General features: G+C 45.8%; 27 protein-coding genes and 2 rRNA genes. 19 read left to right on the forward strand and 10 right to left on the reverse strand.

Translation table 11 applies throughout. The features are described 5' to 3' along the window. The first annotated feature begins 138 nt into the window (after window positions 1–138). The 3 genes from K0A89_01850 (at window position 139) to K0A89_01860 (ending at window position 3,753) form a co-directional block, all read left to right on the forward strand. Window positions 139–3,072, forward strand: a 23S ribosomal RNA gene (locus K0A89_01850). Between the two features lie 97 nt (window positions 3,073–3,169). Continuing rightward, window positions 3,170–3,291 (forward strand): 5S ribosomal RNA (gene rrf, locus K0A89_01855). Window positions 3,292–3,381: 90 nt separating this feature from the next. Further along, complete coding sequence (locus tag K0A89_01860) at window positions 3,382–3,753, forward strand: VOC family protein (protein MBW6517232.1); 372 nt, start codon at window positions 3,382–3,384, stop codon at window positions 3,751–3,753. A 143-nt stretch (window positions 3,754–3,896) separates the two neighbouring features. On the opposite strand, the gene K0A89_01865 is transcribed toward K0A89_01860, so the two are convergent. Both K0A89_01865 and K0A89_01870 read right to left on the reverse strand, forming a co-directional pair. Further along, window positions 3,897–4,955: a hypothetical protein gene (locus tag K0A89_01865; protein ID MBW6517233.1), complete on the reverse strand. Its 1,059-nt coding sequence runs from the start codon at window positions 4,953–4,955 to the stop codon at window positions 3,897–3,899. Window positions 4,956–4,987: 32 nt separating this feature from the next. Next, window positions 4,988–5,752 (reverse strand): UPF0280 family protein, encoded by a 765-nt coding sequence (locus K0A89_01870; GenBank protein MBW6517234.1) that lies wholly within the window; start codon window positions 5,750–5,752, stop codon window positions 4,988–4,990. A 33-nt stretch (window positions 5,753–5,785) separates the two neighbouring features. Between K0A89_01870 and K0A89_01875 the strand changes: the two genes are divergently transcribed. Then, window positions 5,786–6,985: an HD domain-containing protein gene (locus tag K0A89_01875; protein ID MBW6517235.1), complete on the forward strand. Its 1,200-nt coding sequence runs from the start codon at window positions 5,786–5,788 to the stop codon at window positions 6,983–6,985. 193 nt (window positions 6,986–7,178) lie between these two features. After that, complete coding sequence (locus tag K0A89_01880) at window positions 7,179–7,544, forward strand: DUF356 domain-containing protein (GenBank protein ID MBW6517236.1); 366 nt, start codon at window positions 7,179–7,181, stop codon at window positions 7,542–7,544. A gap of 80 nt (window positions 7,545–7,624) precedes the next feature. Here K0A89_01880 and K0A89_01885 read toward each other — a convergent pair whose 3' ends face one another. Then, on the reverse strand, window positions 7,625–8,110 hold the full coding sequence (locus K0A89_01885; protein MBW6517237.1) for a multiprotein bridging factor aMBF1: 486 nt from the start codon (window positions 8,108–8,110) through the stop codon (window positions 7,625–7,627). A 66-nt stretch (window positions 8,111–8,176) separates the two neighbouring features. Between K0A89_01885 and K0A89_01890 the strand changes: the two genes are divergently transcribed. The 7 genes from K0A89_01890 (at window position 8,177) to K0A89_01920 (ending at window position 13,976) form a co-directional block, all read left to right on the forward strand. Beyond that, complete coding sequence (locus tag K0A89_01890; protein ID MBW6517238.1) at window positions 8,177–9,436, forward strand: proteasome-activating nucleotidase; 1,260 nt, start codon at window positions 8,177–8,179, stop codon at window positions 9,434–9,436. Window positions 9,437–9,561: 125 nt separating this feature from the next. Next, window positions 9,562–9,915, forward strand: a complete 354-nt coding sequence (locus K0A89_01895) for a hypothetical protein (protein ID MBW6517239.1) — start codon at window positions 9,562–9,564, stop codon at window positions 9,913–9,915. Window positions 9,916–9,949: 34 nt separating this feature from the next. After that, the gene (locus K0A89_01900) at window positions 9,950–10,282 is read left to right on the forward strand and encodes a roadblock/LC7 domain-containing protein (GenBank protein ID MBW6517240.1); all 333 of its coding nucleotides are present in this window, start codon (window positions 9,950–9,952) and stop codon (window positions 10,280–10,282) included. Window positions 10,283–10,499: 217 nt separating this feature from the next. Beyond that, a complete protein-coding gene (locus tag K0A89_01905) occupies window positions 10,500–11,675 on the forward strand; it encodes an acetylornithine transaminase (GenBank protein ID MBW6517241.1) in 1,176 nt (391 codons plus the stop codon). After that, the gene (hisC, locus tag K0A89_01910) at window positions 11,672–12,769 is read left to right on the forward strand and encodes a histidinol-phosphate transaminase (protein MBW6517242.1); all 1,098 of its coding nucleotides are present in this window, start codon (window positions 11,672–11,674) and stop codon (window positions 12,767–12,769) included. Before K0A89_01905 ends, hisC begins: the two co-directional genes overlap by 4 nt. Beyond that, window positions 12,766–13,314, forward strand: a complete 549-nt coding sequence (locus K0A89_01915; protein ID MBW6517243.1) for an adenylate kinase family protein — start codon at window positions 12,766–12,768, stop codon at window positions 13,312–13,314. Before hisC ends, K0A89_01915 begins: the two co-directional genes overlap by 4 nt. Beyond that, window positions 13,311–13,976 carry a CDP-alcohol phosphatidyltransferase family protein gene (locus K0A89_01920; GenBank protein ID MBW6517244.1) on the forward strand — a complete coding sequence of 222 codons (666 nt, stop codon included), beginning with the start codon at window positions 13,311–13,313 and terminating at the stop codon, window positions 13,974–13,976. The genes K0A89_01915 and K0A89_01920 overlap by 4 nt, the downstream gene beginning before the upstream one ends. Before the next feature lie 7 nt (window positions 13,977–13,983). Here K0A89_01920 and K0A89_01925 read toward each other — a convergent pair whose 3' ends face one another. Further along, a complete protein-coding gene (locus K0A89_01925; protein MBW6517245.1) occupies window positions 13,984–14,505 on the reverse strand; it encodes a nitroreductase family protein in 522 nt (173 codons plus the stop codon). 172 nt (window positions 14,506–14,677) lie between these two features. Here K0A89_01925 and K0A89_01930 point away from each other — a divergent pair, with 172 nt between their 5' ends. Together K0A89_01930 and K0A89_01935 are read left to right on the forward strand one after the other, a co-directional pair. After that, window positions 14,678–15,229, forward strand: a complete 552-nt coding sequence (locus K0A89_01930) for a TATA-box-binding protein (GenBank protein ID MBW6517246.1) — start codon at window positions 14,678–14,680, stop codon at window positions 15,227–15,229. Window positions 15,230–15,253: 24 nt separating this feature from the next. Next, entirely contained in the window at window positions 15,254–15,544 is a 291-nt protein-coding gene (locus tag K0A89_01935) for a hypothetical protein (protein ID MBW6517247.1), read from the forward strand. A gap of 215 nt (window positions 15,545–15,759) precedes the next feature. Here K0A89_01935 and K0A89_01940 read toward each other — a convergent pair whose 3' ends face one another. Then, entirely contained in the window at window positions 15,760–16,446 is a 687-nt protein-coding gene (locus K0A89_01940) for a hypothetical protein (protein MBW6517248.1), read from the reverse strand. Between the two features lie 454 nt (window positions 16,447–16,900). Here K0A89_01940 and K0A89_01945 point away from each other — a divergent pair, with 454 nt between their 5' ends. From K0A89_01945 to K0A89_01960, 4 genes are all read left to right on the forward strand, one after another. Beyond that, window positions 16,901–18,004 (forward strand): amidohydrolase family protein, encoded by a 1,104-nt coding sequence (locus K0A89_01945; GenBank protein MBW6517249.1) that lies wholly within the window; start codon window positions 16,901–16,903, stop codon window positions 18,002–18,004. Window positions 18,005–18,019: 15 nt separating this feature from the next. Continuing rightward, a complete protein-coding gene (locus K0A89_01950) occupies window positions 18,020–18,472 on the forward strand; it encodes a universal stress protein (protein MBW6517250.1) in 453 nt (150 codons plus the stop codon). A gap of 40 nt (window positions 18,473–18,512) precedes the next feature. Further along, window positions 18,513–19,364 (forward strand): CBS domain-containing protein, encoded by an 852-nt coding sequence (locus tag K0A89_01955; GenBank protein MBW6517251.1) that lies wholly within the window; start codon window positions 18,513–18,515, stop codon window positions 19,362–19,364. A 61-nt stretch (window positions 19,365–19,425) separates the two neighbouring features. After that, window positions 19,426–19,599, forward strand: a complete 174-nt coding sequence (locus tag K0A89_01960; protein MBW6517252.1) for a preprotein translocase subunit Sec61beta — start codon at window positions 19,426–19,428, stop codon at window positions 19,597–19,599. Window positions 19,600–19,637: 38 nt separating this feature from the next. Here the strand turns inward: K0A89_01960 and K0A89_01965 are convergent, their stop codons facing one another. Both K0A89_01965 and K0A89_01970 read right to left on the reverse strand, forming a co-directional pair. Next, window positions 19,638–20,195, reverse strand: coding sequence for an XTP/dITP diphosphatase (locus tag K0A89_01965; GenBank protein ID MBW6517253.1), 558 nt, complete (start codon window positions 20,193–20,195; stop codon window positions 19,638–19,640). Then, the gene (locus tag K0A89_01970) at window positions 20,188–20,760 is read right to left on the reverse strand and encodes a Kae1-associated kinase Bud32 (GenBank protein ID MBW6517254.1); all 573 of its coding nucleotides are present in this window, start codon (window positions 20,758–20,760) and stop codon (window positions 20,188–20,190) included. The genes K0A89_01965 and K0A89_01970 overlap by 8 nt, the downstream gene beginning before the upstream one ends. 103 nt (window positions 20,761–20,863) lie before the next feature. On the opposite strand from K0A89_01970, the gene K0A89_01975 reads away from it, so the two are divergent. Then, window positions 20,864–21,178: a hypothetical protein gene (locus K0A89_01975; protein MBW6517255.1), complete on the forward strand. Its 315-nt coding sequence runs from the start codon at window positions 20,864–20,866 to the stop codon at window positions 21,176–21,178. 157 nt (window positions 21,179–21,335) lie between these two features. Here K0A89_01975 and ruvB read toward each other — a convergent pair whose 3' ends face one another. Genes ruvB through ruvC form a run of 3 tightly spaced genes read right to left on the reverse strand, consistent with a single transcriptional unit; the run spans window position 21,336 to window position 23,390 of the window. Further along, the gene (gene ruvB / locus K0A89_01980; protein ID MBW6517256.1) at window positions 21,336–22,322 is read right to left on the reverse strand and encodes a Holliday junction branch migration DNA helicase RuvB; all 987 of its coding nucleotides are present in this window, start codon (window positions 22,320–22,322) and stop codon (window positions 21,336–21,338) included. 2 nt (window positions 22,323–22,324) lie between these two features. Then, window positions 22,325–22,915 (reverse strand): Holliday junction branch migration protein RuvA, encoded by a 591-nt coding sequence (ruvA, locus tag K0A89_01985; GenBank protein MBW6517257.1) that lies wholly within the window; start codon window positions 22,913–22,915, stop codon window positions 22,325–22,327. Window positions 22,916–22,919: 4 nt separating this feature from the next. Continuing rightward, window positions 22,920–23,390: a crossover junction endodeoxyribonuclease RuvC gene (ruvC, locus tag K0A89_01990; GenBank protein ID MBW6517258.1), complete on the reverse strand. Its 471-nt coding sequence runs from the start codon at window positions 23,388–23,390 to the stop codon at window positions 22,920–22,922. Window positions 23,391–23,398: the final 8 nt, after the last annotated feature.

The following is a 23,398-nucleotide window of genomic DNA, read 5'->3' on the forward strand; positions in this document are numbered from 1 at the left end:
TATTAACAATCGAATGCACTTTTGGTCATAATGGCCTTAAGGAAGGGTTGAGGGCGGATTGGAATACCACTAATCATGCTATATGATGCCGTGTATAAGCGAATTGCAACCTGGACGCTCACTGAAATAAAGTGAAGCGGAAACTGGCAATTATACCATCCGGTGAATGGCTGGGCTCAAGAGCCGATGAAGGACGTGCCAAGCTGCGATAAGCCTCGGCGAGGTGCATGGAGCCGTTGAACCGAGGATATCCTAATGAGAACTCTTTACACTTCGGTGTAGATCAGTCATGATCGGGAACGCCCCGAACTGAAACATCTTAGTAGGGGCAGGAAAAGAAATCAAACGAGATGCCGTAAGTAACGGCGAGTGAAACCGGTAAAGTTCAAACTGAATCCCTGTTGGTAACAGCAGGGAGATGTGGTGTTACAAGCCCGACCAATTACAGTCCTAATCGTTGAAGTCGAATTTGTCTGGAACGTCAAACCATAGAGTGTGATAGTCACGTAGACGTAAATCGATGGATTGTGGTCGGAGTCTTGAGTACCGCGGGTCGGAAATCTCGCGGGAATTTGGGAGACATCAACTTCCAAAACTAAATACATCTTGAGACCGATAGCGCAATAGTAGGATGACCGAAAGCTGAAAAGTACCCCAAAAAGGGAGGTGCAAAGTGCCTGAAATCGGATGGTGATGGAGCGATACGGCGTGAAAGGAACTGCATTACGAAGGAATCAGTCGCGAGGCTGTAGTACGAGTAATGTTGCCGGCGTCGTATCATACGTTTTGAAGAACGGGCCAGGGAGTGTATTCAAGTGGCGAGGTTAACAAATTAAATTTGGTTAGCCAAAGCGAAAGCAACAAGCACGCAGCCTTCGGGCAAGGTGCGGCGTATATAAGTGCGTGGAGTCACTGGGATACGACCCGAATCCTAGCGATCTAGGCGTGGGCAGGCTGAAGCGTGGCGAAAGCTACGTGGAGGGCCGCAAGCGGTATTGATCTGCAAATCATTCGCGTGACCTGTGTCTAGGGGTGAAAGGCCAATCGAGCTAGGTTATAGCTGGTTCCTTCCGAAACATGTCGCAGCATGACCTGACCGGAGATTGTCGGCGGAGTAGAGCACTGAATTGGGAATCCGGGAGAGAAATCTCTCGCTCCCATCTCAAACTCCAAAACCGCCGTCGTCGTAGAAGGTTGGAGTCCGGGCTACGGGGTAAGCTTGTAGTCCGTGAGGGAGACAACCCAGACCATGGTTAAGGTCCCCAAGTGTCGGCTAAGTGTCAACACTAAAGGGTGTCCCAGGCCCTAAACAACTGGAAGGTGAGCTTAGAAGCAGCTATCCTTTAAGGAGTGCGTAACAGCCCACCAGTCGAGGTTTGGGGCCCCGAAGATGGACGGGGCTCAAGCCGACCACCGATACCATGGAACACCGAAAGGTGATTTTGTAGGAAGGCAATCCGTTTGGGTAGAAGTAGGGCCGTGAGGTCCTGTGGACCATTCGGATAAGAAAATCCTGGCAGTAGTAACAGCAAAGTCGGGTGAGAATCCCGATCGCCGTAGGGGCTAGGTTTCCTCGGCAATGATTATCAGCCGAGGGTTAGTCGATCCTAAGATATACCGTAATTCGAGTATGTCAAAAGGGAAACAGGTTAATATTCCTGTACCACTTTAGCATTTAAACTGACGCATCCGGGTAGGTTGAACAGTCATATGTCAGGCTGTCTAAGCACCGAAATCTGTGGAGAGCCGTAATGGCGAGAAGCGGATGAATGTGTGATGGCGAAAGTCAACTTATCCCAGGTGACCGTGAAAAGGGAGCTATAGTGATCGTACCGAGAACTGACACAGGTGCCCCTAGTTGAGAAGACTAAGGCGTGTCGGAATTACACTGGCTAAGGGAATTCGGCAAATTAGCTCCGTAACTTCGGAAGAAGGAGTGCCTGCCGTGCAAACGGCAGGTCGCAGTGACCAGGGAGCTCTAACTGTCTAATAACAACATAGCTGACCGCAACTCCGAAAGGACTAGTACGGTCAGTGAATCCTGCCCAGTGCAGGTACCTGAAACCCCGGTTCAACGGGACTAAGGGCCTGTAAACGGCGGGGGTAACTATGACCCTCTTAAGGTAGCGTAGTACCTTGCCGCTTAATTGGCGGCTCGCATGAATGGACCAATGAGAGCTCTACTGTCCCTAGCCAGAATCCGGTGAACTTTACATTCTAGTGCAGAGTCTAGAGACCTCTAGGGGGAAGTGAAGACCCCGTAGAGCTTTACTGCAGCCTGCAGCTGTGTTGTGATCTTAGATGTACAGTATAGGTAGGAGGCATCGAAGCCATGGCGCCAGCCATGGTGGAGCCACAAATGGGATACTACCCTTTTGGGATTACGACCCTAACTCAGAGATGAGGACCCCTGTAGGTGGGCAGTTTGGGTGGGGCGCCACGCCCTTGAAAAGATATCAAGGGCGCCCAATGGTTGACTCAAGTGGGTCGGAAACCCACTGAAGAGTGCAAGAGCATAAGTCAGCCTTACGTGATTTCGCAAAGCAAGGGATCGCGAGACGAAAGTCGGGTCTAGCGAACCAATGTACCTTCTTGATGGGGGTCATTGACTACAGAAAAGCTACCTCAGGGATAACAGAGTCGTTTCCGGCAAGAGCACATATCGACCCGGAAGCTTGCTACCTCGATGTCGGTTCTTTCCATCCTGGCCGTGCAGCAGCGGCCAAGGGTGAGGTTGTTCGCCTATTAAAGGAGATCGTGAGCTGGGTTTAGACCGTCGTGAGACAGGTCGGTTACTATCTACTAGAGGTGTAGGTTGTCTGAAGGAAAGCTGCATTTAGTACGAGAGGAACTATGCAGCGGTGCCACTGGTGGATCGGTTGTCTGACAAGGCATTGCCGAGCAGCTACGCACCAAGGGATAAGGGCTGAAAGCATCTAAGCCCGAAACCCGTCCTAAAAAGAGACAACATTAAGGACACTCATAAAAGATGAGGTTGATAGAGTCGGGATGTACGCACCAAGGCAACGAGGTGTTCAGTCCGTCGGCCACTAACTGTCCGTGTCACTTTGCTGATCTTTAAAGTAAGATTTCTAGAATGCAAGTCCTTCGGGGCTTGTTTCAGGCGATATCCAGGTTGTAATTCGTAAATACACATTTCATATGTGAGTATAGCGGCCATAGCGGAGGGGATACTCCTGTACCCATCCCGAACACAGTAGAAAAGCCTTCCCACGTTCCTTATTGTACTGAGGTGCGAGAGCCCTTGGGAACTCTGGATCGCTGCTATGCTCACTCTAACTTTATTTTTCTTTATTTTTTTTAAGAGATAGCACTAATTTTATATAACTTCCAGGTTAAATAATCTCATGGAGTGATATTATGCCAACAATTGTTCATTTTGATATTGCAGCAGATGATCCTGAGCGGGCAAAAAAATTCTATACCAAATTATTTGGCTGGAAGATAGAAAAGCCTCCAGGTCCAATGGAATACTACCTTATCGAGACCACAGCATTGGATGGTGAAGAAGGGATCAGAGGTGGATTGGGAAAAAGGGGAGCACCTGAACAGAGAATTTCCAACTATATCGGAGTCCCTTCTGTAGATGAATATTTCGCAAAGGTAGAAAAACTCGGCGGCAAAATCGTAGCACCAAAGATGACCGTACCAGGGTGGGGATATCTGGCGACCTGCATGGATACCGAGAATAACCTATTCGGCCTCTGGGAAGAGGATGAGAACGCAAAGTAGGGAATAAAAAGAGGCTCAAAGCCCAGAGGGTAACTAATAATTATGAAACCGTAGTATTTGCAGCCTTGCTTCAACAACACAAGGATATCCAACAAACCACTTTATTCACGGCGTTCCTGTGATTGTTGTTGCAGTGGCCATTACTATCCTTCATACGTGGCATACCCGATACAAAACGTTCCCTGTTCAAGATAATCATCCCCGGCAAACCACATCTTCAATCGGCCTTCATCAACAATCACCGTTGGGGCACGTACCTCTCTCTTGCTCCAGCTAAAGCTGTCTCTGGTGAAGATAGGATCCTCATCTTCTACCCAATTCTTTATTCCATCCGGGGACACCGCATGGTGTAATGCTACCTGAACATATGCAGGTACCTCATTATCAGACTTCATGAAAACATCATAAAATAAATGGACCTCCCCTTCATATATTACTGCTGCCGGAGTCGAATAACCCAGATATCCTTCATGTGGAGGGTACAAAGGACCCTGTTCCAGTACTTTGATCGGAGACCCGAAATAATAGCCATCATCTGATATGGCCAGCCCAATAGTGCGTTTGGTATTGGATAAATTTCCATCATCCTGCAGTCCTACAGCGCTGAAATACAGGTAAACCTTATCATTAAATACCAACACTCCCGGTTCTGCAACCTGTGAGGCGTTCCAGCCAAAAAAGTTTCCTGAAGGAGTTAGCATTGGATTATCTTTTACTTTTGACCATTTTATTCCGTCGGTGGACGTCGCATGCCCAATTGACCTCTCACCCATGAGAAGAGAATTGACCCCTGTGTAATACATGTGGTACATCCCCTTGAAAAAAACCACTGAAGGTGATTCCAACCTTGCAAAATCGAAATCATTACCTGTGTTACCCTTTGACAACAACGGAACAGGATTGATTTCCCAATTCATGCCATCATTTGATGTGGCACGGTAGGGAACCACATCTTGCCCCACCGATCCCATGTTACCGGTCAGATACATCACATATGCAGAGTTCTCTTTAATTACACAGGGGTCGTCGAGCAAAGCATCCCTCATGAACGGACCTTTATCTATCGAGAGACAATATTTATGTGCCGTCCAATTATTTTGTGTCTCCAGATATGTATTTGAAGAATCAATACATCCAGGTGAAGCCGTAGTGAGAAAAATACATGCTATTGCGAAAAGATAGACCGTTTTTGATACTTTCATACATGTTTTATTTTTTTGTTAAGGTATAAGTTCTATCCTCTGGTAATGAGGTCGTGATTCATTCGCGCACTTACCAGTCGTGGAGGTGTGCCCCACACCGCAAACCTGTCACCTTTAACAACCAGAGCACCCTGGATACCGTTTATCCCTCTTACCACATCAAACGCCTCTTCCATGTTTCCTTCATCCATTACTGCATTTCCCAACGCAGTGGCCGCAGCGTCTGCCAGCGATACATTTCCGGATACTACCAGTGCGGCGTCAGCACTCCCGAAACTTATGGAAGGACCCACAGTACCCGAAGAGGTACAGATGCCCAGGATCCTATCTGTAGGCTGGACTTCCAGTGCCAGGTCTTTGATAGAAGCCTCACCTGCATATATCCCCAATACCAGGGGCCTATCAGTGACCAGTGCGATATCGCCGCCATTGTCTACGAATGCATATCCGGCGCCAGCCTCCATCATGGCTTCCACAGCATATGATGCAATGGTTCCCGCCACCGCACTCATGGGTCCTATACCCATGACACCGGCCGCATCTGCCATCCTGCGGACAATACCGGGAGCAGATTCCGGGACTTCATACAGTTCAAGGGTGACCTTAAAGAACGGATCTTTAATAATATACGCCTCAAGTAACATACGCTGGTTTCGGATCGATTTTTTTGCGACCTCGATATACTCATTGCTGTCTGCTCCTATGGTCACAATAGTCTCTTTGACCTGGTAATGAACACGTAATCCTGTTTTATTTCCTTGAGTGAAGGTCATATGACGACATCTCGAACACTGCATACGTTTATCTGCTTTAAACGTAATCCTTTTTCCATGAAAGTGGTGAGAGATCCGGTACACGGCTATATAGAACTGGATGAACTTGCACAGGCCTTGCTTGATACTCCCCAGATGCAGCGTTTGCGGCGCATCCGTCAGTTAGGCTTATCTCACCTTGTCTATCCTGGGGCCAACCATACCCGGTTTGAACATTCACTGGGTACTTATCATCTTACCTGCCAGTTGCTGGAACAAATAGATGTCCCCCAACCAGAAGAAATTAAAGCTGCTGCTTTGCTGCACGACGTGGGGCACGGTCCTTTCTCCCACGTAACAGAAGAACTCATCCGCTGTTATACCAGGCATGGGCATGATGATATCCTGCATATCCTGAGGCAACCCGAAATATCGATTGTATTGGACAAATATTCGATAAAGCCTTCCTCTATCATGGCTCATGTGAAAGGAGATACTACGTTAGGTAACATACTGAACAGTGAAATAGATATGGATCGAATGGACTATCTGGTACGTGATGCCCATTATACAGGAGTGGCATATGGTGTCATCGACCTGGAAAGGTTGATACATTCATTGAATTTTCATGAAGGGCGTTTTGTGATAGGTTCAGGAGGATTACAGGCGGCTGAGAGCCTTTTGGTTTCCCGGTTCTTTATGCACCCTACAGTATATTACCATCATGTGAGCAGGATAGCAGAGACCATGTTACTACGAGCATGCGAGCATGCAATATCTGATGGTACATTGGACCCGACTGGATTGCAGTCTATGGATGATGGAATTCTGGAAACAGCATTAATGCAGGCAGGGGGGTATGCTGGCGAATTGATTGACCGGATACGGAACAGAAAACTATTCAAACGTTCACTTTATACAAGTTTGTCGTCGATTTCAGGTGATATGGTTGAACGGTATCGTAGCAATCCTCAAAGACTGGAAAAAGAACTGGCAGAGGAAGCAGGTATACCTGAAGGATATGTACTGGTGGATATTCCTGATATGCCTGATATGACTGAAATGAAAGCCATGATTGTTGTCAACGATAGGCTTGTAAGCCTTGAACTGGTTTCTCCTATCGTGAACAACCTTGAACAGGCTCATATGGACAACTGGAGGATGGGTGTATACACCCTCCCTGAATACAGGGACCACGTGACAATCATTGCACGGCAATTATTCCAGGTAAGAAAGGACACAAGACAACTGGATTTCAGTGAAATGCTGGGAAATTGACAGCATTGGACATTTGTATTAAAAGTTACTCTCCTGAATAATCAATGTAGTGCAATCCAGACAAAAATTAATATCAAAGAGTTTAAGTACTTACAGAGAATATACATTATTATAAATTAGCTTTAATGTATATCTGGACATAGAAAGCTAATATATAATTTAAGTTAAAAAAACTATTAAGTGGGTGCATAAAATGAAATCGTTTGCTGTAATAAGGGCTGATAGCAGCTCAAAAGTAAATATCGCGCTAAGAGACCTTGTAAGGTATGGTCACATGTCTTTTGATGACAGTCCAAAGCAAATGGACCCTCGAAAGGCTGACAATGTACTTGTAGATGTCATGCATACTAATCTTAAGAGTCCTTGTGGTAGTGCAGCTGTAGTCCCATTGGGAGATCATGCCAGTTCGGCCATTGGCAGACTGAAGAAAATACATCCCCCTGCTCATGTAATTATCGTGAGCCCTCAACATTCGATATTTTCAAAACTTGCCTCAGATATAGACAAACTTCCTGAGATGGACCTTCATTCACAAGACGACGACGAAGACTTTGACTAACACACGAACTTAAGTAAAATAATTGAGACATAAGAGAGTTCAGGTGTACGTTTTCACGTTTGTCTTTTTTTTATTTCCCTTTACTGTCTTTTAATTTTAACAATGTCACCTAATGTGGTACCTTTAAACATACCTCCTTCCTCCATCAGGTCACTGCTTACGCGCTCGGTAAGTTTAATGTCAAGGGTTTTTTCTAATATTTTACGAAGCGAGTCTTCAGGCATTATCTCTTCCCGCTCGACTTTCTTGATAAGGGATACTTTGACCTTGGTCCTGAGAGCAAGTTCTTCCTGGCTCCATCCTTTTTCGTCTCTGGCCTCTCTAATAACCTGACTATAGTTAGAGACTATTTCTTCACCCATATTATTGAATGGATTGGGTTTGGGCTTTTTTGTACGTAGCAATGGTGCTTTGCTTATAGGGGCCATCTTTTTTGAGACAGGTGACCATGACTGGGGTGCTGTACCATATTGGGCACATTTTCCACAAACTTCAACTTCAGTTCCTTCAACGACTACATTTCTGGGTTTCCCAATTATTTCAACACCGCAAATTTCACATTGCATTAAAAACCATTCCTTCGAAAAGGCTATATATCGTTTGGACTTAAATAATATTCGGAGATTAATTAAATGGCAGAGATTTTAGAGGACAAACCTGCAAAAGGATTATCGATAAAAGTTCCACCTGAACTTGGAAATGATGATTTTTCCAGATATATGGCTGACAGGATGAGTCAACTTGAAGAACGAAATCATCTGTTACGTGAGCAGAATCATAAAATTGAAGCTGAAAAACGTTATGCTGAATCTCAAAAGTTGAAATTCGAGCGCGAATTGAGACAGCTTAAGAGTGAACTTGAACGGCTGAAGACCTCACCATTGATTGTCGGAACAATTATGGATGTACTTGAAAATGGTAAACTCATTGTACGAAGTAGCACAGGCCCACAATTTGTGGTCGGGCTATCTAAATTCATAAAAGAATCCGAACTGGAAGCGGGTATACAGGTTGCTATGAACCAGCAGACACTGGCTGTGATCGGTGTGCTCCCTACATCAAGAAGTCACCTCATTAGGGGTGTGGAAGTTATTGAATCACCTGAAGTGGAATATTCACAAATTGGAGGTCTGGATGACCAGATAAGGGAACTCAGGGAAGCAGTGGAATTGCCACTCACGAAACCTGAAGCGTTTGAAAAAATCGGGATTGATCCTCCAAATGGAGTGTTGCTATACGGCCCTCCAGGCACCGGGAAGACCATGCTTGCAAAAGCGGTAGCCCACCATACAAGTGCCAATTTTCTCAGGGTGGTCGGGTCTGAATTGGTCCAGAAATATATTGGTGAGGGTTCCAGGATGGTACGTGAACTGTTCAAACTGGCCAAAGATAAATCGCCAAGCATTATTTTCATTGACGAGCTTGATTCCATTGCAGCAAAACGCTATGACGGCGCTACGGCCGGAGATAGGGAAGTGCAGCGTACGTTGATGCAATTACTTGCAGAGATGGACGGTTTCAATCCCAGGGGTGATGTCAGGCTCCTTGCCGCGACGAACAGACTGGATATACTCGACTCAGCAATGCTACGCCCCGGGCGGTTTGACAGGTTCATTGAAGTATCGCTGCCCACTGAAGAAGCCAGGAAGAGCATTCTTAAGATCCATACACGTAATATGGCTTTATCACAAGACATTGATTTTGATAAATTGGCTAAGAACACGCAGGGTTCCAGCGGCTCTGAATTGAAGGCCATAGCCACTGAGGCCGGTATGTTTGCCATACGTAATGATGAAGAATGTGTAACGAACGCTCATCTGCAAAGTGCTGTGGCAAAAGTATTGATGCATAAAGATAGATCCGTCAATGTATCTGAGACCATGTTCGTGTGATGCATATCTCATTTACTTTGATTGAAAATGTACTTATGATAGACAATTAAGGAAGTAATAAATAGTATTATACAATTAATAGACCGTTGAAATCACGATGGCAGATTTAGTTTTGAGGATGATTAATGGCAGATATTGATGTATATTTTGTGTTCAGTGCTGTGGATTTTATTGTCCGCTTAATCATAGTTGTCATATTTTTCCTCATAGCATCCACACTTAAAAATTCAGACCCGGACGTTATACGTTCCAGGCTTTTTCTTGAGTACGATCGAATAATCATTTCATTTCATTTAATGTTCGTTGGTTCGATCTTTTTTTTCATTGCAGCGGTAATAGAGTATATGCTTCATCCAGTCATGGGAGATAAAATATTTCTATTAATGAAAGTATCAATCACCATTTTTCAGGCGGTGGTTATTTATTTTATTGCAACCTTAAACAAATCTATTAGCCCGACCGAAAAGGGAGGAATGTGATATCGCAACCTTAAAAGAAAGGCTTGAAGACGTTTTGATTACTCTGGAGGGCATAGGCGATATCAAGCTATCTGCTATAATCTCACGTCACGGGCTTTTAATGGTTTCAAGAGCCACGCAGGAATCAGATAGTGAAGCTTTCGCGGCTTTGACCGCTACACTTCACATGTCTGCTGAATCCACTACCATGCGGCTCAGTAAAGAAATACCGAAATCAATCATTGTGGAAACAGATGAGAACAGTCTTATAACATATGCTGCGGGTCCGAATGCGCTTATTGTGGTAATGGCGAGCAACGAAAGCGGGCTTGGATTAATATTGAATGAATTGAAGAAAGCGGCTGAAAAAGTCAAAGAAATAGTGTAGCTTCTCTTTTGTATTCCCACTTTTTTATCGATTTTTTTATATTCTTACTCTTCTATCGTTTCTCATTTTTTTGTGCATCTGCTATTGCATCTCAGGTATCAATCTGCTCCCCCCATCCCTCTATTGTGGTGTCAACCTCACCCATGTATCACTCCATGGTTACTCCGGTATCAAAGATTTTATCACTTTAGACCTCTATCAAGGGAAGGAAGTACAAATGACAGACATATATCAAAATATCGTTGACAGGGACCAGAAGTACGTTTTCCAGAACTATACCCGCCAGCCAATAGCAATTTCTCGTGGTGCGGGGGCTGTAGTATGGGATACAGGAGGACGGGAATATATAGATTGCGTGGCAGGCATAGCGGTCAATAATCTGGGACACTGTCATCCTGCTGTGGTTGAGGCTGTTAGCCGGCAGGCTGCAGAACTTATACATGTATCAAACCTGTATTATACCCGTCAGCAGGCCGACCTGGCAGAACAACTGGTGCCCCGGACAGGCATGGACCGGATATTCTTCTGCAATTCAGGGACCGAAGCCGTTGAGGGCGCATTGAAACTGGCGCGCCGGGCTACAGGACGAACCGATTTTGTAGCTGCAGAGCACAGTTTCCATGGTCGTACCATGGGTGCGCTCAGTGTAACCCACAAGTCACAGTACCGTGAACCATTCCAACCGCTATTGCAGCATGTAGAATTCGTCGTTTATAACAATGTAGAATCATTAAAGGGCAGCGTGAACCGTGATACTGCAGCGGTCATAATCGAGCCCATCCAGGGCGAGGGAGGGGTACGGGTACCTTCTGATGAATATTTGCGTTCAGCCCGGGACCTTTGTGATGATTCCGGCGCGTTATTGATATTTGATGAAGTCCAGACAGGGTTTGGCAGGACGGGAAAGTGGTTTGCAAAGGAGCATTCAGGGGTGGAGCCCGACATAATGACACTGGCCAAAGCACTGGCTGGCGGTCTCCCCATGGGTGCCATGCTTGCAAAGGAAAACACGGCTACAAAGATGCAAAAAGGTGACCATGCTGCTACATTTGGCGGCAGTCCGCTGGTATGTGCTGCTGCACTGGCATCATTGAAGGTATTGGAAGATGAGAAACTGGTCGAACGTTCGGCCCGGATGGGTGATTACCTGATGCAGGGATTGAAAACCCTTGAACTTGACCGGGTTACTGAAATCCGGGGAAAAGGGCTTATGGTTGGCGTTGAACTGGATATGAAATGTGGCTCCGTAGTTGATCATGCAAGGAATAACGGGGTGCTGTTGAACTGCACATCAGAATCCGTGCTCAGGTTCGTACCTCCTCTTACTATCACAAAAGAGCAGATTGACCGCGTAATAGAAGTGGTTGCCAGGGGCATAAAGGAAGCACAATGACTGACTCGAAAGACCTGCTCAAGAGTTCCATCAAAGGTATAGCCGAGTATGTACCGGGCAAATCTACAGAAGATATTGTCGCAGGTTATGGATTAAGACCAGGGGATATAATCAAGCTTGGTTCAAATGAGAATCCACTCGGCCCGTCCGCCAGAGCAGTAGAGGCCGTTCGCACAATGGCGGACAGCATTAGTGTGTATCCTTCAGTTGATGCAGGAGAACTGCGCAGGGCACTTGCAGCCTACACAGGCTACCCGGATGATATGGTGGTCATGGGAGCAGGTATGGATGGTGTGGTCGATACTCTTATGAGGTTGTTCGTCCAGCCCGGTAATAGTGCCATTATACCCACTCCAACCTTTTCCTATTTTGAGATTGCATTGAGGGCAGCGGGAGGTACACCTGTGTTTGTTAAGCGGCAGAATGATTATAGTGTGCCGGTCCAGGCAATAATCTCCTCTCTCGAGGATTCCACCCGTATGATATATTTATGCTCACCGAACAACCCGTCAGGTAATACCATATCTGAGGAGGGTGTAAGGGCCATAGTCGAGTCAACAAACGCCATTGTTTTTCTGGACGAGGCTTATGTTGAATTCGCCACAAAAAGCCTGGTATGTCTTGTATCAGAGTACGACAATCTCGTAGTGGGCCGGACCATGTCCAAGGCCATGGGCCTGGCAGGACTCAGGATAGGGTATGCTGTTGTACCCAACTGGATATTCAGGGAATACATGAAAGCAACAACTCCCTTTGCAATTAGCAGAATTGCCGTGGCAGCCGGACTGGCTGCACTTGATGATGTCGATTACCGGAGGAAGACCATTGATAATGTTCATGAGGGCAGGAAATTCCTTACCGAGCACCTGTCCGGTCATTGCAGGGTATATCCGTCAGAAGGGAACTTTATTCTCATAGATGTATCACCGAAGAAAAGCAAGGATGTGGTGGAAGTGCTGGTGAAGATAGGCATCATTGTGCGCGACTGCACTTCGTTTCGTGATGCAGGTGATGGGCTCATAAGAATAACCGTGGGCACTCCAGACCAGAACAAACGGGTAGCAGGTGCTCTGCAGGATGCATTAACCTCATGATAATTGCACTGACCGGTACACCGGGCACAGGGAAGACTTCTATTTGCGCTTTGCTGGAGCAGCATTACAGGATAATCGACCTCAATGCTTTGATAATAGGTGAGGGCCTGCACGCGGGTAAAGATGAACAGCGCGGTTCATTTGAGGCGGACATGGAAGCTCTCCAGGCCCGGGTGGATGAACTGGTAGCAGATAGGACCGCAACCGTGATTTTCGAAGGACACCTATCCCACCTGTTAACGGGCATTGATGGGCTTATTGTGCTTCGCACCCGTCCGTGTGTGCTGGCACAGAGACTTGAGAACAGGGGGTACCCACCCCAAAAGGTTCAGGAAAATATGGAAGCAGAAGCTTTAGACGTGATACTGGTGGAAGCGGTGGAACGGTATGAAAGGGTTTATGAACTGGAGACTACCATGACCATACCCGAGGATGCTGTACGGGGGGTAATCTCAATGATACAGTGGCTTGAGTCAGGTGATCACGAGCAATTACGGGGATTTCTGCCAGGACGTTTTGACTGGAGCGAAGAGGTATTCGGATGACACTGAATAATTACAGGCCTTATGTGAGTTTTATTTTGGAACCCTGTGCTTCTGTCCTTGTACGCATAGGTCTTACTCCCAACCGGGTATCAGTATTATCTCTTGTCTTTGCAATACTGGCCGGTGTGTCGTATTATTATTCATATGACAACAGGATATACCTGGTTGCAGCACTGGTGTTTGTGATATTGAACTCGTTCACTGATGCTGTTGACGGTGTCATGGCACGATTGTTCAACATGCAATCTGATAGGGGTGATTTCCTTGACCATGTTATCGACCGGTATGCAGATACATTCATCATTTGCGGCATATTCTTTGCAGGATATGTCCACTGGATGGCAGGGGTTGCTGCCATCACCGGCGTGCTGATAACCAGTTATATGGGCACTCAGGCCCAGGCAGTGGGAGGTACCCGGCATTACGGTGGCATCATGGGTCGGGCAGACAGACTGGCCCTGATAATTATGGTGAGTGCTGCTAATATCTTCTACACTGGACAAATGTATTCTATGCAACTGCTTGGCTGGACAATAGTGGTGATTGCAGTGACGTCCCATTTTACGGCTGTGCAGAGATTTTTGCACACCTGGGGTGAAATAGAAGGTACCAAGGGCAACAGGGACATTAAGGACAATAAGCGAATCAAGGACAATAAGTAGTACTTTTTTACCAGGATTCCCAATGTACCAGTTTTGAGGCGTCCATGCGTACAGGTGCGTCCGGAGTATCTGCCGGGTAGCCCAGGGCCAGCATACAGACTGGCCTGATGTTGTGGGGGATCATGAGTATCTCTGCTACATCCGCATCATTGAACGCCCCCACCCAGCAGGTGGCCAGGCCCCTATCATGGGCGGCCAACGTCATTACCATTGCACTTATGCTGGCATCCTGGATGGCATAGAGTTCTCCCCGGGCGCTGTATATGCGACTTGAACGGGGCGTGTTGGCACAGAACACTATTATCACAGGCGCCTGCACAATGAATTTCTGGTCAAGCGCAGCCTCTTTCAGTTTTTTCTTGACAGCTGTGTTTGTTACCACAATAAAGTCCCTTGCCTGGAGATTGCCGGCAGAGGGTGCCATCTGGGCATCATGGATGAGTTTTTCAATGGTCTGGCGGTCCACCGGGTCTGGTGTAAATGTACGTACGCTTCGCCGTTGGTATATGGCATCCAGGCATTCTGTCATATTCCATAAAGTGTTGATGAATGTATAAAACATTAGCTAACCATCATCCTGGAAAAAATATGGGAAAAAAAACATGGATTTACGTTCCGTAGGTTTTATCGTTCATGCCACGGTTTATATGTACTATTCTAACCAATGATTGAATACATTGAGATAATACATCGGTGAAAAAATGCCAGGATCGGAAATAAAGATACAGAACGTGGTTGCTTCAACTAAATTAGCTGATAGTTTTGATTTAGTAAGCATTGAATCAGTCCTTGAAGGTGCAGAATATAATAAAGCTAAATTTCCAGGTATGGTCTACCGGGTTACCAATCCGAAAGCAGCCTTTCTGATTTTTACTTCAGGTAAGGTAGTATGCACCGGCGCAAAGAATGTGGAAGATGTGGCAATTGTCATTAACAATGTTGCCAGGAAGATTGAATCTCTTGGCATGAAAGTGTTGATGGATCCTGAGATAACCATACAGAACATCGTTGCTTCAGCTGACCTTGGTACGAACCTGAATCTCAATGCAATTGCGGTAGGCCTGGGTTTCGAGAACATTGAATATGAACCTGAGCAGTTCCCCGGACTAGTGTACCGTATTAAATCACCCAAGATAGTAGTTCTCATATTCAGTTCCGGTAAACTGGTAGTAACCGGAGGAAAATCTCCGGCAGATTGTCAGCGTGGAGTCGAGATCGTACGTGAGCAACTCGAAAGTATGTCGTTGCTCTGAACATTGTTCCATGGGGTGAATACCATGTCTTACCGTGAAGCTGTGGCCAAGAGTTTTATCGTGGATGAGGAGGTCAGGGAGTTCATAATCCAGGAGGACCGCGACTTTCGTATCTGCACATCCTGCAGCGGTCCAGTGCTGGTTCCGACTGACCTTGTTCCTGCCAAACCTACTGACGTAGAGGTTAAAGTAGGTGAAAATTCACTGTTCGTTTCTATACTTCAGGCCCGGTTCACAAGACGAATCCATAGTTCCATGCTGGAACAATACCAGTATATGATGTCAGCGGACCTGAGCCGTTGTGAACTGGATTAAGTGAACTGGATTAAGTGAACTGGATTAAGTGAACTGGATTAAGTGAACTGGATTAAGTGAACTGGATTAAGTGAACTGGATTAAGTGAACTGGATTAAGTGAACTGGATACTATCGTTTTTTTTTGTATCAGGAACTGATTTACCGTTATCTGGTTTACCATTGCTGGATCTACCATTACCGAATCAACTTTTTTCTGATCTGCAGTTTCCCTATCTACTTTTGCCTGATTGCCTGGAACTGGGCTGTCTCATAAGGATATTCGGGCATTTCTGATAGTTCCTTTATACAGTATCTCCGCTGGTTGCGGTTACCGGTACGTTCAAGTTTATCCTCCCGGTATAATCGGGAGAGGTAGGTGGACACCGTGCTCAGGTTGATGGGGCCATATATCCGGTCATAGTCACTTTTTACTTCAAGTGATGTGAACCAGTGTCCCTTGTATTCAAAATTGAGGAAAAGTTCCAATCGTTCTTTAATGGTAAGGGACTCGTTCTTTAGCTGGCTGTATTCTTCAACAGCAATGCCAAAGTTACGAGTCCTTGGGGTTTTGGGTGGTGTGGTTTGAGATGTTTGAAAAGCAGGTTGATTGAATTGAGCTGTCTGTACTGGTTGGGGCGGCATGGCAGGAGTGTTAACCATTTGAGGTGCAGCAAAACCAGTCTGTTGTGAAGTTGTTTGTATAGAATTGTACAGGTTGGTGAACTTGTTCATGAGATTCAATAACGTTTCAGAAGTAAAATTGCCGATTATCTCAGTCCTGTCAATAGAACCGTTATCCATTTTTATTTCGACACGTATTTCCATTTCATTGTCCTCAATAGTGGCAATATATACCGAAGGAAGGCAGCCGCAAATCCCCTCAGATTGCGGCAGGCATCCCTCGTTTCGGAAGTATTCCATCCCCTCCGATGATTGTCCACTTTTACGTTGTGAATGTGTAATTCACACGCAGTGTTGTAGTTAACATGTGAATATACATCACTACTTGTATTTATAGTACACAGTGGAAATAGGGGTAAATAGCAGTCTTTACAATAAAAAAACCATTTAACACATTTTTAAAGTAAAAATACTGTAATTTAAGCTGTTTTTCATATTCACACCATCACAATACCTATTCACGCAAAATATTTACTATTTTAATTCTATTTATTTTTCCATAGGAAACAAGGGGGTTGACCTATTACAGTTGAATACGTCAAATAACTCTTTAAAACCTTAAAAGTGAGATTAACACAGTTATATTCTATTCACACCAGTACACATTGCAGTGAAACCAGTCAATGTGTGAGTGTGATAATATACCTCCCCCTTTACACAATCAATATCAATCAAAAGGAATATTATAACGAAGATGTCTGATGAGCATGTTATTTCGGGGACCATTCTTTATGGTGATGAGCCCATGCTTATCGAAGGATACCTGTGCGTGAAAGATGGCATAATCACAGAAGTGGGGACTGATCCGTGTGTAGACGCCACACTGGATGGATTGGTGACTCCGTGTTTTGTCAATGCGCATACTCATATCGGTGATTCTATAATCAAGGACCCGCCACTGTCTGACCTGGATAGCCTGGTGCGACCTCCCCGTGGCCTGAAACATCGTGTACTCGGTGAATCGCTGGATGTCGACCTGAAGCGTGCCATGGACCGGACATTACGTGATATGATGCGCACAGGCACCTGTGCATTTTGCGATTTCAGGGAAGGCGGTAGAGAAGGTGCATCCATGCTGGCAGATATCCTTGCCACATCCGCATACTCATCCTCAGGGCTCCAAGGGATGATTATGGGCCGGCCTTATCAACCAGACAGGCCGGACAAGGATGAATTAAATGACCTGGTCAAGGTCTGCGATGGAATCGGTATGAGCGGGGTCAATGATGTTCCATTCGAAGTGTTACAGGTTGCATCCAGTGTGGCCCGCAGGGAAGGAAAGCCTTTTGCCATACACGGAGGTGAAAAGGATATGTCAGATATCTCAAGGTCAATTGAACTGGAGCCTGATTTTATTGTGCACATGACCCATGCTTCTCAGGCACATGTTAAACAGCTGGCAGATGCTGATATACCTGTAGTGGTCTGTCCCAGGTCGAATCTCGTGACGCGTGTGGGTTCTCCTACCCGCCCTCCGATCGCCAGGATGCTTGACATGGGCGTCACGGTTGCAGCGGGCACAGACAATGTTATGTTGAATTCGGTCAATATGTTCTCTGAAATGGAATTCCTTTCAAAGGTATATGGGCTGGAGGACAGACAGGTATTTAATATTTGTACACTAAATGGTGCTCGGGTACTTGGACTGGCCGAACAATTCGGTTCAATACAGGAAGGAAAAAAGGCAAAGATAATGGTACTGGATAAAAGGTCTTCCAACTTATCTAACTGCCATAATATGCTTGCCAGTTTTGTCAGGCGAGGCAGACCTGATGATATCAAGACCATCATCACTTAATCGGAGGGAGATTTCATGAAAAGCGAGATATTTAAGAAAATAGTAATTGCAACGGACGGTTCAGCAAACTCAGAGAATGCCGTTAAGCACGCTATTGAATTAGCACGGATATCGGAAGCCAGCCTTTCTGCTGTGTATGTTGTGGACACGGGAGCTTTTGCTTCCATTCCTGTTGATATGGCAATGGGCAACATGTATGAGATTTTGAAAACGGAAGGTGACAATGCCGTCAAACAGGTGGAAGACCTGGCCCAGGCTGCGGGTATTGAAACAGAACGCTTTACTATTGAAGGTCATCCTGCTGAGGAAATAATTAAATTCTCTGAGAATATTTCAGCTGACCTCATTGTTATGGGTACTCTTGGAAAAAGCGGTCTTGACAGGTTCTTGCTGGGAAGTGTCGCAGAAAAGGTATCAAGGAACTCACATACACCTGTTATGGTCGTACGAGGGGAAAACCCCAAATAGTACAAACTCCATCAACAGCCCAAATAGGAGTTTTACAAAAATGCCTGGTTTTACAACAGTTGAAGACATTATGGTACGGGATGTTGCATATGCTTCATTGCCTGGTTCCAGGGACGAGGTACTTGAAATCCTGAAAAATAAACATGTTTCCGGCGTACCTGTGGTAAAGAAGGATGAGCTTGTTGGTATCGTCACCAGGACTGACCTTTTAAAGTATCCTGAAGAAGAGCAGCTAGCTATCCTGATGCGGAGAGACCCTATTACCATCAAACCCGGTGAGTCTATTGTGGATGCTGCCAGGACAATACTCGAACATAAGGTCCGGCGGCTACCCGTTGTTGAAAACAGCACCTTGGTAGGTCTGATCACCATCGCTGATATTGTAGGTGCTATTGCAGGTTTGAGTATTTCAGAGCCTATTGGTGATATTATCAGCGACCAGACAATCGTTATCTGGGACAAGACCCCGGTTTCAGTTGTGGGAATGATCATGGAGATGGCAGAGGTAAAAGCTGCACCTGTAGTGAATGTGAACCGTGAAGTCCTGGGTGTAATAAATGATAAGGACCTGATAAATATAAGCGTCATTGAAGATTCGCTTGGGCATTCGGATATGTCTGCGGGTTCGGATGACGATGCATGGACCTGGGAATCAATGCGTGATACAATGAGCCTGTATTACAGTGTGTCAAGGATAAAACTTCCGGATTCTACAGTGAGCGAAGTAATAAACCTAAAAAGGGAACCTGTGACCGTTGTACCCAATACTACCGTGAGTGATGCTGCAAGGAAAATGAAACGCAACAATATCGACCAGATGCCTGTCCTGTCCGGACGCAATAAACTTATTGGTATGTTGCACGACTTTGACCTGCTTAAGGCACTGGTATGAGGACACTGTTCGATACATTCATTAGTGATGATAATACATACAGATTTGGAGGTAATCAATCTTGACAAAGAAGAAACAGACAGGTAGCGGTCTGCAGTCATCAGCTGGACTTATGCGGTATTATGAAGCTGATGAAACCACATTTCACATGGACCCGAAATATATCCTGATAGGTGGAGTGCTGACAGGATTGCTATTATTGCTGCTCAATTACCGGTTTGGCCTCTGGCCCTGAAATCCTTTTTGAGTAATATGACCTTGAAATGACCGGTGTCAGCGAGATTCCGGGTCCAGCCAATCAGCAAATTTTCGCATAGCATTACCCCTATGCGATACCCTGTTCTTTTTGATATCTTCAAGTTCGCCAAACGTCTGGCCTTCATACAGGAAGATGGGATCGTATCCAAAACCATGCGTCCCGCGTTCTTCAAATGATATGGTCCCTGCAACTTCACCTGTGAATGTACGGGGCTCGTCGCCGGGCCGGCAGAATCCCACGACTGTCCTGAACACAGCCCTGCGGTTGGTCTCATTTTCCATGAGCTTCAGGACTTTCCTGTTGCCCAGGCGGTCTTCCACATATCGTGAGTAGGGCCCGGGGAAACCGTTCAGGACATCGATGAAAATGCCGCTGTCGTCCACCATGACATCCCTGTCCAGCCTGTCAGCACACCAGCGCGCACCATAGGCTGATATGGTCTCAAGGTCATCGGCCTGCAGTTCAGGATATTCGCAATCGAGCTGTTCTACTTCATATCCCACCTCTCCCAGGATGTTCTTTGCTTCCCTGAGTTTATGGGCATTGCCGGTGGCGAAATATATCTTATGCATACCGTCCTCTCCTTTCTATCTGTGTTACCCGCTCGAGTACAGCGTCAGCGCCTGGAAACGTCATGCGATAGGCAGCGGAGAATGCGGATATGAGTTCTTCATGGTCATTGTGCGTGCTTTCGTAGGTCTGGAACAATACATGGATGTCCACGCCCTGCGCCTCTACAGAGCTGTCATAATAGGCCAGCCCGAAGTCGATGAGGTATATCCTGCCATTGTGCAGTATCATGTTGGAGGTGGTGAGGTCGCCGTGTATAATATTGGCAGTGTGGAGCTTACCCACGACGATCCCGATGTCGCCACTCAAGTGGGGTGTGATGATGTCTTTTATTTTCGGGCCTTCGATGTATTGCATGGTGATTTCGAAGTCCTCGATGTCGTAGATTATGGGCGTTGACACGCCGCTGCGCCTGGACTCGGAGGTAAGCCGGGCTTCATTCCGGGTGCGCTCTCTGCGGATAAGGTTATCCAGGGCTTCCAGGCGGTATCCTTTCGGCAGGCGTTTCTTGATGACCATGCCGTCCCTGAGTTCTATGGTGGCTTCTGCGCCCATGCTGAGGAACATAGGTGAGGAAAATGACCTGTTGTGATATAAAACTGGCTGTTACCTTTTGCTGTGTATCTTTTCCAGCTCAGGGTCCTGGAAAAGATCCTGTACGAGGAATGATATGGCAATAGTATGGGACGATACGTCAAAGCGAAACCTCCTGGATATCGGATCAGCCCTCAATCCCAGATGGGGCAGGCCACTGAGTGCCGGTGTGGACCTGTTCGAGAACATGTTCCTGGATACTGACCCGGGTTCAGGTGGACAGATCAACACAGGCTGCTCAAAAAAGTGGTTCCAGCGGTTTCGCAGGGATCCCAGCGGTATCCATCTGGTGATCGGCAAACAGCGGGGTGGTATAAATCTGCCATGTGCTTCTTCCTGGCCCGGGCCACCCTCAGGCGGCCCATCTATGTCATCACTGCAGCACCATTAATTCAAACTGGTGGTTCGGTTGGACCAGCCATCCACCTTCAGGCGGCCAATCTATGCCATCACGGCAGCAGATGGGGTCATGCCAGAAGTTGAGGTGTTCGAGGATATCCTACAGGTCCCAAAATGAAGCGTCAAAGTGATTGATTCTCCTTGCCAAACTACTGAACTTTCAAATGCTCTTTTCCTGCCTGTGTCGTCTTCCTACCCTGGGGAGTACGTTGAATAAAACCGATCTGGATCAGATACGGTTCATATACATCTTCAATAGTCCTGACCTCTTCCCCCACTGAAATGGCAATGGTTTTCAGGCCCACGGGTCCACCTTCGAAATCATCTGTTATTATACTAAGTATACGCCTGTCAAGTTCATCCAGGCCCAGCTTGTCTATACCCAGCATAGTCAGCGCATCATCAGCAACTTCCTGAGTTATCGTTCCATCAGCCCTAACAAGTGCAAAATCCCTTGCACGCCTCAGTAACCTGTTAACAATTCTGGGCGTTCCACGGCCGCGTTTAGCAATTTCTACAGTCCCATCTCGGGTTATGGGGATACGCAGGATCGAAGCACTTCGATGCACTACCTCCACAAGTTCCCTAATAGTGTAATGATTTAGCCTGAAAGTAATGCCAAATCGATCCCTGAGCGGTGAACTCAGCAGTCCTATCTTTGTGGTTGCACCAATAAGAGTAAAATGTTCCAGGTTGAGCTTTATTGACCTGGCACTTGCCCCCTCCCCTATCATCACATCTATTTCCATATCCTCCATAGCAGGATACAAAATCTCTTCAATAATTGAATTCATGCGATGGATCTCATCAATAAAGAGTACATCTCCTTTTTTAAGTGAAGTAAGTATTGCGGCAAGGTCTCCGGCCTTTTCCAGGATAGGTCCTGAAGTACTTTTTATACTGACTCCCATTTCATGTGCGATAATATTTGCCAGAGTGGTTTTTCCAAGACCAGGTGGTCCTGAAAATAAGATGTGGTCAAGTGGTTCACCCCGCTTTTTTGAGGCTTCAATAGCTATTTTTATTGATTCCTTTATGATATTTTGACCTATGAACTCATCAAGTTTTATGGGGCGGATGGTTGAATCTTCTGTTTCATGATCCTGCTCTGAAGGAGAGACTATTCTTTCTTCCATATTTACTCTTTAACTTCTTTTAATTTCAACAGTGCTGCCTTAATTAATACTTCGATCGATGGTGCTTCAAAATCCGCAGATACAGCATCTACAGCTTCCCTGGACTCTCTTTGTTGAAAACCCAATGATACAAGAGCACTTACTGCATCATAATTGATATTACTGGTGCTGGTGGGAACAAATCCTTTCATTTTCTTTTTCATCTTATCCTTTAATTCCAGTATCAATCTCTTAGCATTTTTCTTGCCAATTCCTGAAATATTTGTAAGGACTTTTTCATCCTCATTGAGGATCGCACTGGCAAAATCTTCTAATGTAATTTCAGAAAGGATCTTCAAAGCTATCTGGGGCCCGACTCCTGAAACGCTAATTATTAATTTGAACATCTCAAGTTCGGTTGAGTTCATGAACCCGTAGAGATTGAGCGCATCCTCCCTGACATTCAGATGCGTATAAAGTGTTACGTGTGATTGTTTCGTAAGTTCCTGTAATGCCGGTTGCGGAACATTTACATGATATCCTATTCCTCCGACATCAATAACAACAAAACCTTCACCACATTGCGCAATTTCGCCACGTAAATGTGAAATCATATCATTATCTCATTATATGTATATGACATAAAGCAATCGAAAGACCATCAGCCGCATCATCAGGTCTGGGAAGTTCATCCAGACCCAGAAGCCTTGTTATCATCTCCTGCATCTGTCGTTTATCAGCACGTCCTGTACCTGTTATCGCCTGCTTGATTTGAGCCGGTGTATATTCGAATAAAGGTATTTGTTTTTGTTGTGCAGCAAGTAATATCACCCCTCTTGCTTCACTTACCCTCATTGCAGACGTGACATTTTTATTGAAAAAGAGTTTTTCAATAGCGACAATTTGAGGATTGTACTTTTCAAAAAGCGTTTTGATCTCATTATAGATCTCCAGTAGGCGCTCTGATGTTTGTTTTTCAGCAGAAGTTCGAATACATCCATAGCTTACAGGAATGATCTTTTCTTCTGATTTTTGTATTACTCCAAAACCAACGGTTGCAAGTCCCGGATCGATTCCGATAATGATCATGGTATTTT

The organism is ANME-2 cluster archaeon, assembly GCA_019429385.1.
Lineage (GTDB): Archaea > Halobacteriota > Methanosarcinia > Methanosarcinales > Methanocomedenaceae > Methanocomedens_B.